Here is a 14,948-nt window from a genome sequence, read left to right as displayed (position 1 = left end):
TATTGGTGTTTAAACGAGTGCTATAGGGTACTGTTTAGGTCCTTGACTGAATCTCGCACTACCAACGCGGGGTTGAGTTTGAAATTCACATCACGCTTGTTTTTGTTCAGTTTTTGCAAGGTGAGCTGTACGGCCTCAATGCTCATTTGCTCAATGGGGAAGTTGATTGTGGTTAACGATGGGGTGAGGTAACGAGCGAAAATGTTATCGTCAAATCCCACCAGCGACACCTCCTCCGGGATAGAGAAACCTGCGCTGCGTAGCACCTCAAATGCACCAAACGCCATGTGATCGTTCGACGCAAAAATCGCGCTGAATCGGCACCGACGCTTGAGCAGTTTTTTGGTGGCGATAACACCGGTCTCTTCGGTAAACCCTGCCTCCGAGACCAGCGCTTCGTTGTACTCCAAGCCTGCTTCCTCCAGTGCACTTCGGTAACCCTGCAAACGCCCCCGTGCGTCTGACTTATCCAAAGGCCCTGTGATACAAGCAATCTCGGAGTGCCCCTGCTGCAAAAGATATTGAGTCGCCAGTTTGCCCCCCAACTCGTTGTCAATATCGATGCAGCTCTGATACATCTCTGGAATAAAACGGTTCACTAACACAACAGGAATCCCTTGTTCTTCCAGAGCGATCAGATAGTCATCACACAGGTGTTGAACATGAAGAATTAATGCATCGACCCTACGTCCTAGCAAGAATTCCACTGACTCACGTTGCCCCTGCTCCGTGTTTGAGCCAGCTGTCACCACTGCGTGATAACCAAAGCGGCGCAGGTTTTCCTCTAGACAATGGAGAATGCCCGAGAAGAAAGGCCCACCTAGCTCCGGTACAACAATCCCAACGCTACCGGTACGACTCGACGCTAAGGCTTGAGCAATCGAATTGGGACGATAGCCCAGTTCTTTGATCGCTTTTTCCACCTTGAGCTTCTTGTCGTGACTCACGCGACTGGTACCGTTAATGACTCGAGATACCGTCGCCTGAGAAACCCCCGCATGCTCGGAAACGTGTTTAATTGTTGCCACTGAAACCTCAATACTGCTTTGACTTGAAACCGCTTACAGGCTGAGTATTCCGTAGTTGAAGGGAGGAATGAGTGAGTGTCATCACACTAATTTTTGGAAAAAAATGGCGGTTTTGGAAAAATAGAGAGCCGCTACAGTTTCAATCGTCGCCATGAAACAGTTTCATGAAATAACCACACATATTTTATCTATCAGGCCGGAAAATAGCCTAATGGCATGTGTTTTTATGGGACATAAAATAGAAAAAGAGAGGTGAATACCTCTCTAATATAATACTTAATAGTGAAATTAATGGCGCAATATAAAGCTGGCCGTTAATTCAAATTGCACTTGCGCCAGTTGTTCCAATTCTTTTCCTTGAGTCGCGAGTTGGTGTGAGCGATCTAAATTCTGCTCTGCTAAGGAGTGAATGTGACTGACGTTCTTAGTGACATCACTGGCCACCGACTGGTGCTCTGTTGTCGCACACGCGATTTGATGGCTACGCTGAGAAACCTGATCCAATCGGCTATGCACTTCATGCAGTCGCGCATTGACTCGCTCGGTTTGCTGCATGCTTTGCCCCATCCCATTCAAACAACTGGCAATTTGTTGGCTAGCGAGATCCGAGCGCTGCTGCAATCGCTCAATTTTGTTTTGAATCTCTTTCGCACTGCTGGTGGTCTGCGCTGCTAAGATTCGCACTTCATCGGCCACTACAGAGAATCCTCGGCCATGCTCACCGGCGCGCGCGGCTTCAATCGCCGCATTCAGTGCAAGTAAATTGGTCTGCTCTGAAATACCGGAAATGGCCTCCAATATCGACTCAATGCTGGCACTTTCAGCCTCCAGTACTCCGATGGTTTCAGTGACTTGGTTAAGCTCTTCAGAGAGCGATTCCAACATTTCCACATTGCTATTCATCTCTGTCTGCGCCTGCTGGGAGTGCTCAACGGCGCCTGTGACTAGGGAGAGCGTCTGCTCTGCTGAGCTCGCGATGTCTGTCACCGAGCACTCGATTTGCTCCATCGCCGTCGCTACCAGCAGCGTTTGCTCCGTCTGTTGACTGATCGCTTGATTGAGCTCTGCGCTAATGGTTTGGTTGGACAGTGACGCCTCATTGACCTGCGCACTGGATTGACGAATACGCTCAATCATCTCCGACAGATGACGCACCACGACATTGACCTTTTGCGCCACCTGGCCAAACTCGTTGCGGGCTGAATAATCGACATCAGACGTAAGATCTTTCTGCGCGATGGCATCGAGTGCCCCCAGTAAGAGCCGTGTTGGCCTGCGCACCATACTGGCAAAACTCAAACCCAACACAAGCGCAACAACAATAGAGCCAAACGAGATGCCGATAAACAAGGTTTGTGTTGCCTCGGTGGCCGATTTTGCCTCTTCATACAAGTCATTGGCGACCTGATTGGCAAAGCGTGACAAGCCATCGATATGCTCGAGCTGACGATCAATGGCTTGTTCCAATTCCTGACGTAGTTGTCGCAATTGTTCTGCCTGCTCTACGGTTTGCAGGTGCCAATGCACTGCACCCTCTTGAGAAAACGCATGTAGCTTTAGGCGCTGTAAGGTACCTTCTAACGTTTGATAGACCTTTGGCGCTACCGCGGTTAAGGCTTGTTCGCTCTCCTCCAAATAACGCTGACGCGTGGTAAAACGTCGCGCCACTGAGCGCAGCTCTGTCATGTCTTTCTGCTTGTAGACCTCATTCGCTTCATTGCCCAGCAACGACACTTGACTGGTCAACCCATCCAACGCTCGCTGAGCTGACTCTGATTGTGCATTTGTACGCGCACGTTGAAGCGAGTTACTCAACTGCGTCATCAGTTGTTGGAATTGAGATTGAAGATAGTCACTGCGATCTTGCGCATCAAGCACATCGGTATAGGCGCCCATCACCGCTTCCAAACCACTGAGCGCCAATTGCCCTTGTTCTTTGACGGGTGTGAGGAATGGCATGAGCTGAGGTTGATGCTGCGCTGCCGATTCAAACCACTCCAACTGACTCAGATAGACATCTCGATTGACGGCTATCCGCTCTTCAAAAGGGGGCAACTCATCCAAATATTGAGCCGATAAAAAGGGCGTAAGACTACGATTGATATTAAGAAAATCTATGGTCAACTGCGCAGAGCGCAACATCAATGGCGTCGTATCACGAGTAATCGACTCCATCTTATCTGTGACATCTTGGCTACTGTGTACAGAGAGCCACGCCGATCCGACCATAATCGCAATCAAGCAGATAAAGCCCAAATAGAGGCGTGACACAAGGGTTTGAAATGGCATAGGTTCACCCGTTCTTGACCGAATCTAGAACACTTCGGTGTTTGACAAGGATAAAAAATGGGCACAAAACTGTGCCCAAACTGGAGTTAAATTGGCTGGTCGACCCGGTCCCACCAATCTGCCTTGTGGGACCAATAAGTTGGACAGTAAATTACCCTAGGCTTACCACCACGCTTCGAACATGGCGCCGACAGCCACGGTGTCTGCGGTTGTTTTATCACCCGCTGAGCCAGTCGTTTCTACATCGCCAACTGTTGTATAGAAACGCAGCATCGGACGGCTCCAAGGCAAGCCTCCCAGTGACACGTTTTGAGATAATGTCACTTTCCAACCGGTTTTCTCACTGCCATCGTCCCAATCTTCCATCGCATAACCAGCTTCTAGCCATGTTGAATGAACGTCATCCCATTGATACTGTGGACGAACGATACCGGCGTATTCGCTTTTCTCATCGGTATCAGCACCTGAAATATCTTTGTACGACACTAAGTAATCGATAATAAATTGCTCAGACGCTTTGTAGCCCCCTTCGACACTTGCGTAGAAGACCTGCTTATCACCTGCTAGCTCGAATACTGAGTTGTCAGCGCCATCGGCGTATTTCATCACTAACTTATTAGAGCTACCTAGGCCAAGTACGGCACCGACTTGCCAAGCGGTTTCATCTTCAACGTTTACTGCAGGATTTTTCTTCACAACAATGTCGCCATCTTCGTCAATCACGATTTCCTCACTCGCTGAGCTGTTGGCTTCACTAGAAGCAAAACCATAGTTCGCGTAAAGGTCTAGATTGCCGAAACCCAAATTGATTCCATGTAACTTTGACGTAATAGCGTAGCGGCCTGCATCGTTGCCTAATGCCCCGTCGGAGCTATCCACTGCTCCAACAAAGCCCATATCCAACTTCACGCCACCCAAGTTTAGGTTGTTGAAGCCCGCGCCTTGGCCATCATGAGACATCCAGAAGTAATCATTCAAACCTTGTTGTGGACGCTGATGGAAGTCACGACCCGCCCACATGTAGAGCTCTGGTTGGCTTTCAAAAATGTTAGTGACGCCGGCATACATTTTCTTCAAATTCACACCGCCTGATGAACCCCATTGGTCGTTGTTCCAATCATCCACCATGAAAACCAAATCCCATTTGGCACCATTGTCTGCTTGGAAGATTTTGGCTAATTGAACTTCACCACCGTTCGCTTCGTTACCCAAACGGCCAAGAGAGCGACCACTGCTGCCCACTTCGACATAACGGTTGTCACCTGACGAGTGATGCGCGCCATAACGTGCGTAACCTGAGAAGATAATGCCTTGAGGCACTTGCGTATCTGGAGTCAACACAGCTTGTTGTTGGTCATTGACGTAGTCAATTTCAACCAGCTTAGACTCTAATTCTTGAATACGTTGCTCTAATGCCGAAATATCGGTTTCCGCAGCAAGGACAGAGGCAGAAGCGAGAGTGGAAGCCACCGCTAAAGTTATTGGTAAAACTCTAAAATGTTTCATGTTATATCCCTATTTAATTTAGGTTTGTTTTAATTCAGGGAAATAATAAGCAATGAAACCTTTGAAAATATTTGCCGACTTCACATCCGATTATTGAAATAAGCGTCATGAAACTGTTCTATTCAAGAGATTTAAAAATTAAAACAAGACTTTCATAGAGTTATGACGTTGTTTTTCAGGTTAGGCGAGGATGAAATCGGTTTCATTTCATGAGATTTGGCGAAATTTGTCACGAAAACGAGTCGATAAACAGGCGAACAAAAAACAACTCACATGAAAACTTTCAGTATTATGAAAACTTTCATGCTCACTCAACTGCTTTTCTTCGCTCTTGGTGATTTGCCTTTAAAAGAACGTCTCTTTTTGTAGGCCGGACGCTCAACCTTAGGCAAATGACGCAGCGAAGGCGGCACGTCACCGGATTTGACCTGCTGCATCAATCCGTCGATGCTCTGTTGGAGTGCTTGCATGAAAGGTTGGTAGGCTTGATTTCGCTCGGCCATACCTTGCAACTGGTGCTCCCAGTGGGCGGTCATGTCAGGGTAGGTGGATTCGCTTGGCAAGGCGTGAATTAGCCCGCGCCCGGCGGCGGAGCTCAATATGGCTTTGCCTTGGCGGGTGAGGAGTTGACGCTTAAACAGCGTATCCAAAATACCGGCTCGAGTGGCTTCGGTGCCTAACCCGTCGGTCTCTTTTAAGATGGCTTTTAATGCTTTGTCTTCAACGAATCGGGCGATGCCTGTCATCGCTTGCAGGAGCGTGGCTTCGGTAAAGTGTTTCGGCGGCTCTGTTTTCCTCTCCTTGATCTCTCCCTCTCGGCAGGTCAGCACTTCTCCTTTCGCCAGCGGTGGCACCGTCTCAACGCCTTGATCCTCATCATCCACTTTGCCCATCAGTGCCTTCCACCCCGCTAAGACCAATTGTCGACCTTTGGCGACAAACGCACCGCCGGCGATCTCAAACACCAACTTGGCTTCGGCATACACGGCTGCAGGGTAAAACTGCATCAGATATTGGCGAGCAATCTGCTGATAGATTTTCATTTCACTTGCAGAGAGCGCATTGACTGACGCTTTTTTAGGCGTCGGAATAATCGCGTGGTGCGCATCCACCTTGCTGTCATTCCATGCTTTGGACTTCAAGGAGAGATTCGCCTCCTCCACCGCCGTGGACAGATCCTTGGCGTTATTGGCTATCGCATCACAGACCGAGCGCGCCTGCGAGTAGTGCTCAAGCGGCAGGTAGCGGCAATCGGAGCGTGGGTAGGTGATGAGCTTATGTTTTTCGTACAAAGATTGGCAGGTATCAAGCACTTGCTGTGCGCTCATACCAAAACGCTTGGCGGCGTCAATTTGCAGTGCAGAGAGCGAATAAGGAAGCGGCGCCGACTGTTTAGTCTGCTTTTGTTCGGACTCCACCACCATCGCCGGCTGATTGGCAATACGGCTTGCAACGTTCTCAACCAGCTTGCGGCTCAATACTCGGCCTTCTTCATCGAGCCAAGGCTGACAGGCTTCACTCGGCTTCCATCTCGCGCGAATATCAAACGCCTGATCACCCTGCTGATAGGGAATCAACGCATGCAACGTAAAATAATCTTTAGGTACAAACTGCTCAATCTCTTCATCTCGACGCACCACTAAGCCGAGTACCGGAGTCTGAACGCGCCCAACGGATAAAACGCCCTGATAGCCCGCTTTTTGCCCCAACAAGGTATAGGCTCGCGACATATTCATCCCATACAACCAGTCGGCGCGCGAACGCGCCAACGCGGAAACAGAAAGGGGGATAAAGTCACGGTTGCTGCGCATTTGGCTAAGCGCACGTTTAACGGCCGGTAAGTTCAAGTCACTGATCAGCAGACGTTGCATCGACGTCCTCTTACCTTGGGGGACGCGACAGTATTCAATCACTTCATCCACCAGCAATTGCCCTTCTCTGTCTGGATCACCAGCGTGGACGATCTGCTGCGCCTCTTTCAGTAACTTACGGACCACTGTGAGCTGCTTGCTGGCGGACTTTCTCGGTCTGAGTTGCCACTGTGACGGGACAATAGGCAAGTCAGCGAGATTCCACTTTTTGTAGCGCTCGTCATAACTGTCTGGCTCGACCTGCTCTAACAGGTGGCCAATACACCAGGTCACTACATCGCCATTGCCGCAACGAATATAGCCTGACTCATTTTTCTTTGGGCCAGGCAGCGCGGCCGCGATCGCTCGGCCTAGACTGGGTTTTTCAGCAATAAACAGACGGGACATAGGGAGTTTAGACGCGAGTCAAATGGCAAAAAATAAGGGCAACATTAACCAATGTCGCCCTTACAAATCAAGAAAAACTGTAAATATAACCAGTATTATTCTTCGTCGCTGCCTGCTCGCGCCGCGGCTTCTTTAATCAGTGGCTGCAATTCGCCTTTTTGGAACATCTCAATGATGATGTCACATCCACCGATCAGCTCACCTTCTACCCACAATTGTGGGAACGTTGGCCACTGCGCATACGCTGGCAGTTCTGCACGGATGTCTGGATTTTGTAGAATGTCTACGTAAGCGAATTTTTCGCCACAAGCCATCAAAGCCTGCGCTGCTTGAGATGAGAAACCGCAGCTTGGTAGTTTCGGGGAACCTTTCATGTAAAGAAGGATCGTGTTTTCTGCGATTTGCTGTTTGATTTTATCGATAGTTTCCATTGCTTCCTCTTAATGGAGTTACTGCAAATATTCTGGACATTCTAAACCATTAGCGCAGAATAAAAAGCCTACAATAAGAAGGGATTTAATCCTTGCACAAATTTGGGCTTGAATGCGACACTGATTGCACAATTCGGTGTCTTGCAAAAGCCGACGGGCGCTTGACGAGAATTTTGCAGTGATCGGATCCGAATAACTCTTTTAATAAAGTAAAAACTTGCTAAACTAGAACGCAAGTCAGCACATTGACCACAGCAAGCCGCGTGCAAGCTGTGAATAATAAATAACACTGGAAGCAATCGAAAGGGCTAACCCTTTCAAATCAATGGAGAATCGAGCAATGGCATTTGAACTACCCGCTCTTCCTTACGCGAAAGACGCACTAGAACCACACATCTCAGCAGAAACCCTAGATTTCCACCACGGCAAGCACCACAACACTTACGTGGTTAAGCTCAACGGCCTAATCCCAGGTACTGAGTTCGAAGGCAAAACACTTGAAGAGATCATCAAGACATCTTCTGGCGGTATCTTCAACAACGCTGCACAGATCTGGAACCACACCTTCTACTGGCACTGTCTTGCTCCAAACGCGGGTGGTGAGCCAACAGGTGCAGTAGCCGATGCCATCAACGCAGCCTTTGGTTCGTTCGACGCATTCAAAGCGAAGTTTACTGATGCGGCAATCAACAACTTCGGTTCTTCTTGGACATGGCTTGTGAAAAAAGCTGACGGCTCACTAGATATCGTGAACACGTCAAACGCAGCGACGCCACTAACAGAAGAAGGCACAACGCCACTACTGACGGTTGACCTATGGGAACACGCGTACTACATCGACTACCGTAACGTTCGTCCAGATTACATGAACGGTTTCTGGGCACTGGTTAACTGGGACTTCGTTGCAGAAAACCTAGCAAAATAATCCCTTCCCCCGAAAGGATTGGAATTTAGTCGCCTAAAAAGCCAGCAGTCAGCTGGCTTTTTTCATACCTGCTCTCAAGCTTTTTGCCCCCTCGCCGCTACATAGACATCAAGCGAGGACATATGCACACCCCGATTCATACCTTAGACAAAGCGAGCGTCATCAACGAGCTTCAGTTTGGCACTGGCATTAATCATGCAGTGCACGAAGGTCGCCGTGCCGATTTTGCGCTGATTCTCTCTTTGTTCTCTGACGATGTCCGCGACACAACACCAGTGGAAAAAATCGATACGATTGACAGCAGTGAAGCGGCCCTGCGCCGTCGATTTGAGTTGCCGTCTCCGCAAACTCTGCGTTCGGATCAAAGCTCGTACGCAGTTTCCGCGCAACAAGCGGCGCTGTTTCACTCCAGTGGTCTCACCAGTGCCAAGTTGTCCCACTACCTAACACCGGAAACCTTGACCTATTTACCCGAAGAGACACATGACCTTCCTGAAGAGGTCTATCACAACCTTTCTGGTCACCAGAGGCGTCAACTGGCAGAACAAACACCGCGTGAGCTAATGCCGGCCGATCTCTACAATCAGCTGATCCACGCTCAACGTCAGTTCCAAATTTCCCTACAAACTTAATGGGTTAACATCTTTGCTATTGACGCAGGATCACATTCTCGTTGTCTCATTTTGTATACATATTCACCCGTTCAACTAGAGAGTGTGAAACACCGCAAAGAAACACGCTCTACTCAAAGATGCGCACAACTTATTTGAAGTTATTCACATATAAGTAACAGTTAATCTACCATGCTATATGAACAAAGTAGTCAAGTGTGACGAGAAGGAAGGCGAGCGATGGATATAAAAAATGCAGTAATATTAATTACTTCTGCAGGCTCTCAGCTTGGTGGTACGCTCGCGTCTCATTTCGCATCGCTAGGTGCCACCTTGGTTCTGTGCGACAAAAACTCCGCTCGCTTGCAACAAACAGTGCAAAGCTGTCAGCAGATCTCCACTAAAATCTACTCCTGTGCGATTGTTGATTACAGTGTCGATGCCATTCACGATCTGTTTCACTACATGGATGACACTTTAGGTCACTCACCCGATGTGTTGATCAACGCCATCACTAGCCATGCGATGCCGACTATTCTTGAACAGAGTGGCCGCGAGATTTTTACTCAGCAGCTTTCCCACATGGCAGCGACGCTATTTAGCTTCGGCCAAGCTACCGCAGAGCGAATGAGGATGGAAAAGAAAAACGGGGTAATCGTCAACGTTATCGCCCATGCGGATTATCGAGATTTATCCGGCTTCGACAACGCCACCTCCATGGTGGCCGGATTTACCCAAAGCTGGGCTAAAGAGCTAACACCTTTCAACATCCGCGTCGGCGGTGTCGTACCCAGCTATGATGTTGACGACGTTCATTGGTCGGAGATTCACGACGAGCTGATCCGCAATACCGAGTATATCGTCGCCAATGATTACTTCAGTGGACGCGTAATGGCCGCTTAGCGTTGCAAAATGGCCTCGCTCGCTTGCTCAATCAGATCGAGCACATTCTCGAACCCTTCATCTCCGCCATAATATGGGTCAGGTATTTCATCCACGTCTGCATCAATGTCACTGAGAAACAGTTTGAGCTTATGTTGATGCTCACGTGGGCACTGCGCTTGAAGATCGGCTAAGTTGTCCCTATCTGCCGCCAAAATGAGATCAAAGCGAGCAAAATCATTGGGCTCTACTTGCCGTGCTCGAATCCCTTTAAACGAATATCCCCGCTTTTTCCCTGCCGCCTGGGCACGTGGGTCCGGCGCATGACCTTGGTGGTAACCGATGGTTCCTGCCGAGTCTATCTCCACTTCAACGCCTAGCTCTTTTGCTTTCGCTCTGAGCACCGCTTCGCCCGTCGGAGAGCGACAGATATTACCCATGCAGACGACAAGGATGGAGGAACACTGAGTGATGTTCATGATGGATTTCCTTTTCAGTTGACCAATGTGCCGGCGCTTTCTCTCATTGAGGAAACGCGCTGTCGATTCCAAGACAATACGCGCAGATAAAAAAAGAGTGAAGCACGGGCTTCACTCTTTCGAATTCTCATAGGGGCGGTTTACTTGTAGTAAGCCTCAACCTCGCCTTTGAGTTTAATCAGCATCGGTTGACCCCAGCGATCTTTTGCTTTCGGTGATGGGATTTTTACCCAGCCTTCGCTGATGCAGTACTCTTCCACATCGGTGCGCTCTTTGCCATTTAGGCGAATGCCGATTTGGTGTTCAAAACACTCAGCGATGTGATGCGGGCTGCGTGGGTTGCCTGATAGGTGATCCGGTAACTCAGGTTTGGCGTTGGTATCGCTCATACTTGTGACCTAATAGTAGTAATCAAAACGTGGATTCTAGTTGAGACGCTAGGCGGGTTCAACTCTCACATCAAGACAAAGGGTAAGAATACTGCTTGTCGGCGCCTCAACTACTCGCCACTGGATAAGCGAAGGTGCAACAGACCATTGTCGACAAACGCGTTATCGGGATGAAAGGTAACCAGATTCGATTCAAAGGACCAATCCCCGGCTCCCCAGCGCGTGTGATCGAAACTATCAAAATCATCACGCCACACCTTCTCAAATTGCCCATCTTGATAGCGGTAGTACTCCATCCAATCCACTTGCTGGGTGAGTGGCAGTTGCTCAGGCTGAAACTTACCCACCCAATCCGCCGCTTCAGAGACCCAAAGGTTCATGCGGTAACTTTGCGGACTGTCTCGCATGTCTATCACCTGTTGCGAGTCCTTGGCTAATACGCGATGCAACACCTCACCATTGACCAACCAAGTGATTTTATCTGGAGTCCAGATGAGCGTGTATTCCTGAAAGGTATTCAGTGGCACGGAATGAAGATGCTCGGAGTGAGTTCGCTCGTTAAGGGCGCCTGTGATGAGATTGGTTTGCAGTTGGTTGGGCGCTTTGCCGATCGCCTCGATATCTATCTCACGCCAAGGAATGCCGCCTTGCCAAGATTCATTATCGTAGGTAAAAAAAGACGAGACGACGCCGGGCGCAGAGACCAACTTCATCCTCATTACGAACTTGCCAAAGGTGACTTTGTCAAGGCTGTAGACTTCTGCGCCATAGAGTGGAACAGACGTCGTATTTAACCGCCCAGATTGAACCAAAGTATCTTGATTGGACACGTCAGCTTGTGTGTTAAATGGGATAAAACTCAGGGCTGCGGCCATCGCGTATCGTTGCCAAGTCGGGTGTATCACCTCTGTGCCTCCTTCTCAAAATACATCTTGGTTATACACCGTGGCTAAGGGATACAACATTCGTAAATTCAAGTTGTTATCCACATCTTGAACAGCGACACTTTTTAGATTGGCGGCATGAAATCTATCCCAGCAGGATGAAACTTCTCCCTCTCAAAATGTGATATCACGCGAGAGAGTAACCACAGTCGATGACGGTTTTTTCCATTTGCGTTGTCCGCTATGATGGCGAGCAAAGGAATGATCACAAGGTAACGATATGTCAGACCAAGCACCTTCTCACAAAGAGCAAAAACACCAACAGCGTCAACAGAAAGTCAAAGAACAAGTGGATAAGAAAATTGCAGCGGCGCAAAAAGAGAAAGGCTTGTTGCTCATCATCACGGGCAACGGCAAAGGCAAATCCACCTCAGGGTTTGGCACAATTGCTCGCGCGGTCGGTCATGGTAAACAGTGCGCTGTCGCGCAGTTTATCAAAGGAACCTGGGAGAACGGCGAGCGCAACCTGCTGGAAAAACTTGGCGTCGAGTTTCAAGTGATGGCGACAGGCTTTACATGGGAAACGCAAAACAAAACCACTGATACCGAAGCGGCTCAAGTGGTGTGGAAAGAGTGCCAGCGCATGCTCAAAGACGAATCACTGGATGTGATTCTGTTTGACGAGCTTACCTACATGGTGAGTTATGGATATATTGAACTCGAAGAAGTCATCGAGGCACTCGAGCAACGCCCAGCAATGCAATCGGTGATCATCACTGGGCGTGGTGCCCATCGCAGTTTGATTGAGATAGCCGATACCGTCTCAGAAGTGAAAAACATCAAGCACGCCTTTGAATCCGGTGTCAAAGCCCTCAAAGGGGTGGATTGGTAACACGATTTTCCCATTACTGGGATTTAAAAAAGCCTAGCTCATTGCGACAATCGCGAGCTAGGCTTTTTGTTTGTTGTGGTGATGTGCTGTAAGGTTAGTTGAACAAACCTTTGATCAAACTGTTGACGGCTTCCTTGGTTTTTTCGTCTTTGATTTTCCCGTCTAACTTCTCTAAGCCACGGTCAATCTCTTTCTGCGCTTTTTGTTTCAGTACATCATCAAAAACCAACTTGAACTTAGGCGCATCCCACGAGCCGGAGATGTTAATTGGAATCGTGACATCCTTCAGCTCATCGATATCTTTACCGCCTTGGCCTTCCAAAGAACCGACCACTGAGGTGCTCACGGTAAAGTTCACTGTCTGCTTGATGTAGTTCGCTCCGCCTTGACCACGGATTCGTAGCAGAGGGGATTGCATGGTGAGATCGTTGGTCGATACATTGCCTTTGTTAAGGGCTAACGTTGCTTTCATCGCACTAAAGTCGGTTTTCTGAACGCCCGTTGCGGCTTCCACTTTTTGACCTTTGATCTTGGCGTAGTTTTCACGAATCAACTGCGCAACGTTGATCCCATTGACCGCACCATCGGTGAAACTTATTCCTATCGTGCCAACAAGGTTTTGCTGAATACCACTTGGAGTCAAACTGCTGCCTTTGACGTCAACATCGATGTTACCTGTGCCTTCCAACTGATCAGTGTTGGCCACATCCACCAGCAAAGGCTGCACTTTCACGCCGCGAATCTGTTTTTTGGCACTGTAGATCGCTGGGCTCTTACGCGCATCCAATCGTCCTGTGGCCGTGACGCTGCCCTGGTAGAGGTTGGCGGTAAAAGCGCTCAAATCAACCACACCTCGGTCAATCGAGAAGCTTGTGCTCACCTTCTCCATCTTGGCGTTGTTGGCCTTGAACTTATCGATGGTGATGTCACCCTTCACGTCCAAATTGGCCAACGCTGACAAGTCAGGTTCTACTTCTGCACTCGGTTGTTTCGCAGCTGGCGTCCCCGCTTGTGACGTGTCTGATTGCGTTGAAGAACTAGACGTCGATTGAGATGAGTCGGTAGACTCGCCTTGATTTGAGCTAGCTTCGCCTAATCCAAGAAATTCATCCAAGTCGATGTTTGGACTGTGAAGCGCAAAGCGCACTTTCGCGATTTCGGCCAAGGTGACGTCGGCTTTGCCATCAAATTGCAATGCATTGGCAGTCAGTTTATTCAGTACAAGGCTCAGATGACTCTTAGTGAGATCAAAACGTATGTCCGATAACAAGCCAATAGCCATAGGGGATTGAGGTAGGCTCTCGCCTTGCAATTGACCGTCGAGCGTGAATTGATTCACTTGCACTAGCGTCATCGCTTTATCAACGTTCAGTTTGGCCGCGCCCGTCATATCGATGTCCATATCAGCGGCTTGGCCTTTGATCTCGAAAGTCAACGGATTCACCGCATCAAACTGAAACGTCTCTAGCGCCAGCTTAATGGATTCCATCTTGGTGCTTGGGTCGCTAAAACGGCTATCTAGGTTGATATTGCGCAGCGCATAATCACTCAACCCGGGGGCTAATTTGAGCTCGAGGTCACCCTTGGTTTCAAACACTTGCTGGTTGTTTTGCCCTTTCGCTGCAAACGTCACCGAGCTCCATTCACCGAAGGCAAACTCGGACAAGTTAAATGCCACATCGAACAGTTTGGTGAAACTGCCTGTGCGTAGGTCTTGGATCTCTACAGCGGCATTACTGACGCTCACGCCAGCGAGATTGATGCTCCAAGCGGCCCCAGCTTCTGTTGCGGTTGACGACGGCTCGCTGCTGGTTGAGCTTGCTACGTCCCCTGCCGTACTCTGGGTTTGAGTCGCCGGTTGCGATGAGGATGACGATTGAGTCAAAGCATCCAAATTGGTCGAGCCATCTTTACGCGTGATCAGCGCGAACTCAGCACCATCAAGGCGAAGTTTGCCAATGTTGAGCTGCTGGCTAAATAGCGGCATGACCGAGACATCAATACCCACTGAATCGACTTTAAACAGATTTTGTTTATCAAACCCGGCTGGGTTTCTCAGTTCAGTTTTACCGAGCTCAAAGCCAATCGATGGGAAAAACTGCCAACTGATATCCCCCTCAATGACCAGATCTAAGCCGGTGTGCTTTTTGGCCTGTTCGACAATCAGGGGTTTAAATTGGTTGGGATTGACGAGGGTTACCAATGCAACCACCCCGCCAAGGAGGACCACAACGACGACCGCTATGGCTATGAGTAACTTCTTCATCAGCATTATCCTTGCTAAGTAAGAGACAATTTTAGGACTTCCCCAAGTATAAGTCGTGATTGAACAAATACTTGTCGCCATAAAAAGAAAGTGGCACTTAAAGTGCCA

The 14,948-nt window shown here is 49.0% G+C and carries 13 protein-coding genes; 4 read left to right on the top strand and 9 right to left on the bottom strand.

Features of this window, described 5'->3' with window-relative positions; translation table 11 throughout:
- Positions 1-20: 20 nt before the first annotated feature.
- From AC6R0R_RS05835 to AC6R0R_RS05815, 5 genes are all read right to left on the bottom strand, one after another.
- The gene (locus AC6R0R_RS05835; RefSeq protein WP_500626034.1) at positions 21-1,028 is read right to left on the bottom strand and encodes a LacI family DNA-binding transcriptional regulator; all 1,008 of its coding nucleotides are present in this window, start codon (positions 1,026-1,028) and stop codon (positions 21-23) included.
- A 288-nt stretch (positions 1,029-1,316) separates the two neighbouring features.
- The gene (locus AC6R0R_RS05830) at positions 1,317-3,317 is read right to left on the bottom strand and encodes a methyl-accepting chemotaxis protein (RefSeq protein ID WP_500626033.1); all 2,001 of its coding nucleotides are present in this window, start codon (positions 3,315-3,317) and stop codon (positions 1,317-1,319) included.
- A 162-nt stretch (positions 3,318-3,479) separates the two neighbouring features.
- Positions 3,480-4,823 (bottom strand): carbohydrate porin, encoded by a 1,344-nt coding sequence (locus AC6R0R_RS05825; protein WP_500626032.1) that lies wholly within the window; start codon positions 4,821-4,823, stop codon positions 3,480-3,482.
- Positions 4,824-5,134: 311 nt separating this feature from the next.
- Positions 5,135-7,081: a DNA topoisomerase III gene (locus AC6R0R_RS05820; RefSeq protein WP_500626031.1), complete on the bottom strand. Its 1,947-nt coding sequence runs from the start codon at positions 7,079-7,081 to the stop codon at positions 5,135-5,137.
- 95 nt (positions 7,082-7,176) lie between these two features.
- Positions 7,177-7,512, bottom strand: a complete 336-nt coding sequence (locus tag AC6R0R_RS05815; protein WP_334552696.1) for a Grx4 family monothiol glutaredoxin — start codon at positions 7,510-7,512, stop codon at positions 7,177-7,179.
- Between the two features lie 340 nt (positions 7,513-7,852).
- Between AC6R0R_RS05815 and sodB the strand changes: the two genes are divergently transcribed.
- The 3 genes from sodB (at position 7,853) to AC6R0R_RS05800 (ending at position 9,951) form a co-directional block, all read left to right on the top strand.
- Positions 7,853-8,437, top strand: coding sequence for a superoxide dismutase [Fe] (gene sodB / locus AC6R0R_RS05810; protein WP_334552697.1), 585 nt, complete (start codon positions 7,853-7,855; stop codon positions 8,435-8,437).
- 122 nt (positions 8,438-8,559) lie between these two features.
- Positions 8,560-9,069 carry a VC2046/SO_2500 family protein gene (locus tag AC6R0R_RS05805; RefSeq protein ID WP_500626030.1) on the top strand — a complete coding sequence of 170 codons (510 nt, stop codon included), beginning with the start codon at positions 8,560-8,562 and terminating at the stop codon, positions 9,067-9,069.
- Positions 9,070-9,288: 219 nt separating this feature from the next.
- Positions 9,289-9,951 carry an SDR family oxidoreductase gene (locus tag AC6R0R_RS05800; RefSeq protein WP_500626029.1) on the top strand — a complete coding sequence of 221 codons (663 nt, stop codon included), beginning with the start codon at positions 9,289-9,291 and terminating at the stop codon, positions 9,949-9,951.
- Here the strand turns inward: AC6R0R_RS05800 and AC6R0R_RS05795 are convergent.
- The 3 genes from AC6R0R_RS05795 to AC6R0R_RS05785 all read right to left on the bottom strand — a co-directional run bounded on the left by AC6R0R_RS05795 (position 9,948) and on the right by AC6R0R_RS05785 (position 11,703).
- Positions 9,948-10,409, bottom strand: coding sequence for a low molecular weight protein-tyrosine-phosphatase (locus tag AC6R0R_RS05795; RefSeq protein ID WP_500626028.1), 462 nt, complete (start codon positions 10,407-10,409; stop codon positions 9,948-9,950). The two genes, AC6R0R_RS05800 and AC6R0R_RS05795, sit on opposite strands and share 4 nt — an antisense overlap.
- Before the next feature lie 140 nt (positions 10,410-10,549).
- Complete coding sequence (locus AC6R0R_RS05790; protein ID WP_334552704.1) at positions 10,550-10,798, bottom strand: DUF3297 family protein; 249 nt, start codon at positions 10,796-10,798, stop codon at positions 10,550-10,552.
- Positions 10,799-10,908: 110 nt separating this feature from the next.
- Positions 10,909-11,703 carry a family 16 glycosylhydrolase gene (locus AC6R0R_RS05785; protein ID WP_500626027.1) on the bottom strand — a complete coding sequence of 265 codons (795 nt, stop codon included), beginning with the start codon at positions 11,701-11,703 and terminating at the stop codon, positions 10,909-10,911.
- Positions 11,704-11,962: 259 nt separating this feature from the next.
- Between AC6R0R_RS05785 and cobO the strand changes: the two genes are divergently transcribed.
- Positions 11,963-12,574 (top strand): cob(I)yrinic acid a,c-diamide adenosyltransferase, encoded by a 612-nt coding sequence (gene cobO, locus AC6R0R_RS05780; RefSeq protein WP_500626026.1) that lies wholly within the window; start codon positions 11,963-11,965, stop codon positions 12,572-12,574.
- 94 nt (positions 12,575-12,668) lie between these two features.
- Here the strand turns inward: cobO and AC6R0R_RS05775 are convergent, their stop codons facing one another.
- Positions 12,669-14,840: an AsmA family protein gene (locus AC6R0R_RS05775; protein WP_500626025.1), complete on the bottom strand. Its 2,172-nt coding sequence runs from the start codon at positions 14,838-14,840 to the stop codon at positions 12,669-12,671.
- Positions 14,841-14,948 lie beyond the last annotated feature (108 nt).

The sequence above is a fragment of the Vibrio sp. R12-SW3-ISO1 genome (genome assembly GCF_059834005.1).
The sequence above is the reverse complement of the archived record's forward strand: the minus strand, read 5'-3'. Positions and strand labels throughout refer to the sequence as shown.

Coding starts and splice junctions, on each gene's coding strand:
- AC6R0R_RS05790 (WP_334552704.1), bottom strand. CDS start 10,798: ATGAGCGATACCAACGCCAAACCTGAGTTACCGGATCACCTATCAGGC.
- sodB (WP_334552697.1), top strand. CDS start 7,853: ATGGCATTTGAACTACCCGCTCTTCCTTACGCGAAAGACGCACTAGAA.
- AC6R0R_RS05795 (WP_500626028.1), bottom strand. CDS start 10,409: ATGAACATCACTCAGTGTTCCTCCATCCTTGTCGTCTGCATGGGTAAT.
- AC6R0R_RS05800 (WP_500626029.1), top strand. CDS start 9,289: ATGGATATAAAAAATGCAGTAATATTAATTACTTCTGCAGGCTCTCAG.
- AC6R0R_RS05830 (WP_500626033.1), bottom strand. CDS start 3,317: ATGCCATTTCAAACCCTTGTGTCACGCCTCTATTTGGGCTTTATCTGC.
- AC6R0R_RS05815 (WP_334552696.1), bottom strand. CDS start 7,512: ATGGAAACTATCGATAAAATCAAACAGCAAATCGCAGAAAACACGATC.
- AC6R0R_RS05775 (WP_500626025.1), bottom strand. CDS start 14,840: ATGAAGAAGTTACTCATAGCCATAGCGGTCGTCGTTGTGGTCCTCCTT.
- AC6R0R_RS05805 (WP_500626030.1), top strand. CDS start 8,560: ATGCACACCCCGATTCATACCTTAGACAAAGCGAGCGTCATCAACGAG.
- AC6R0R_RS05825 (WP_500626032.1), bottom strand. CDS start 4,823: ATGAAACATTTTAGAGTTTTACCAATAACTTTAGCGGTGGCTTCCACT.
- AC6R0R_RS05820 (WP_500626031.1), bottom strand. CDS start 7,081: ATGTCCCGTCTGTTTATTGCTGAAAAACCCAGTCTAGGCCGAGCGATC.
- cobO (WP_500626026.1), top strand. CDS start 11,963: ATGTCAGACCAAGCACCTTCTCACAAAGAGCAAAAACACCAACAGCGT.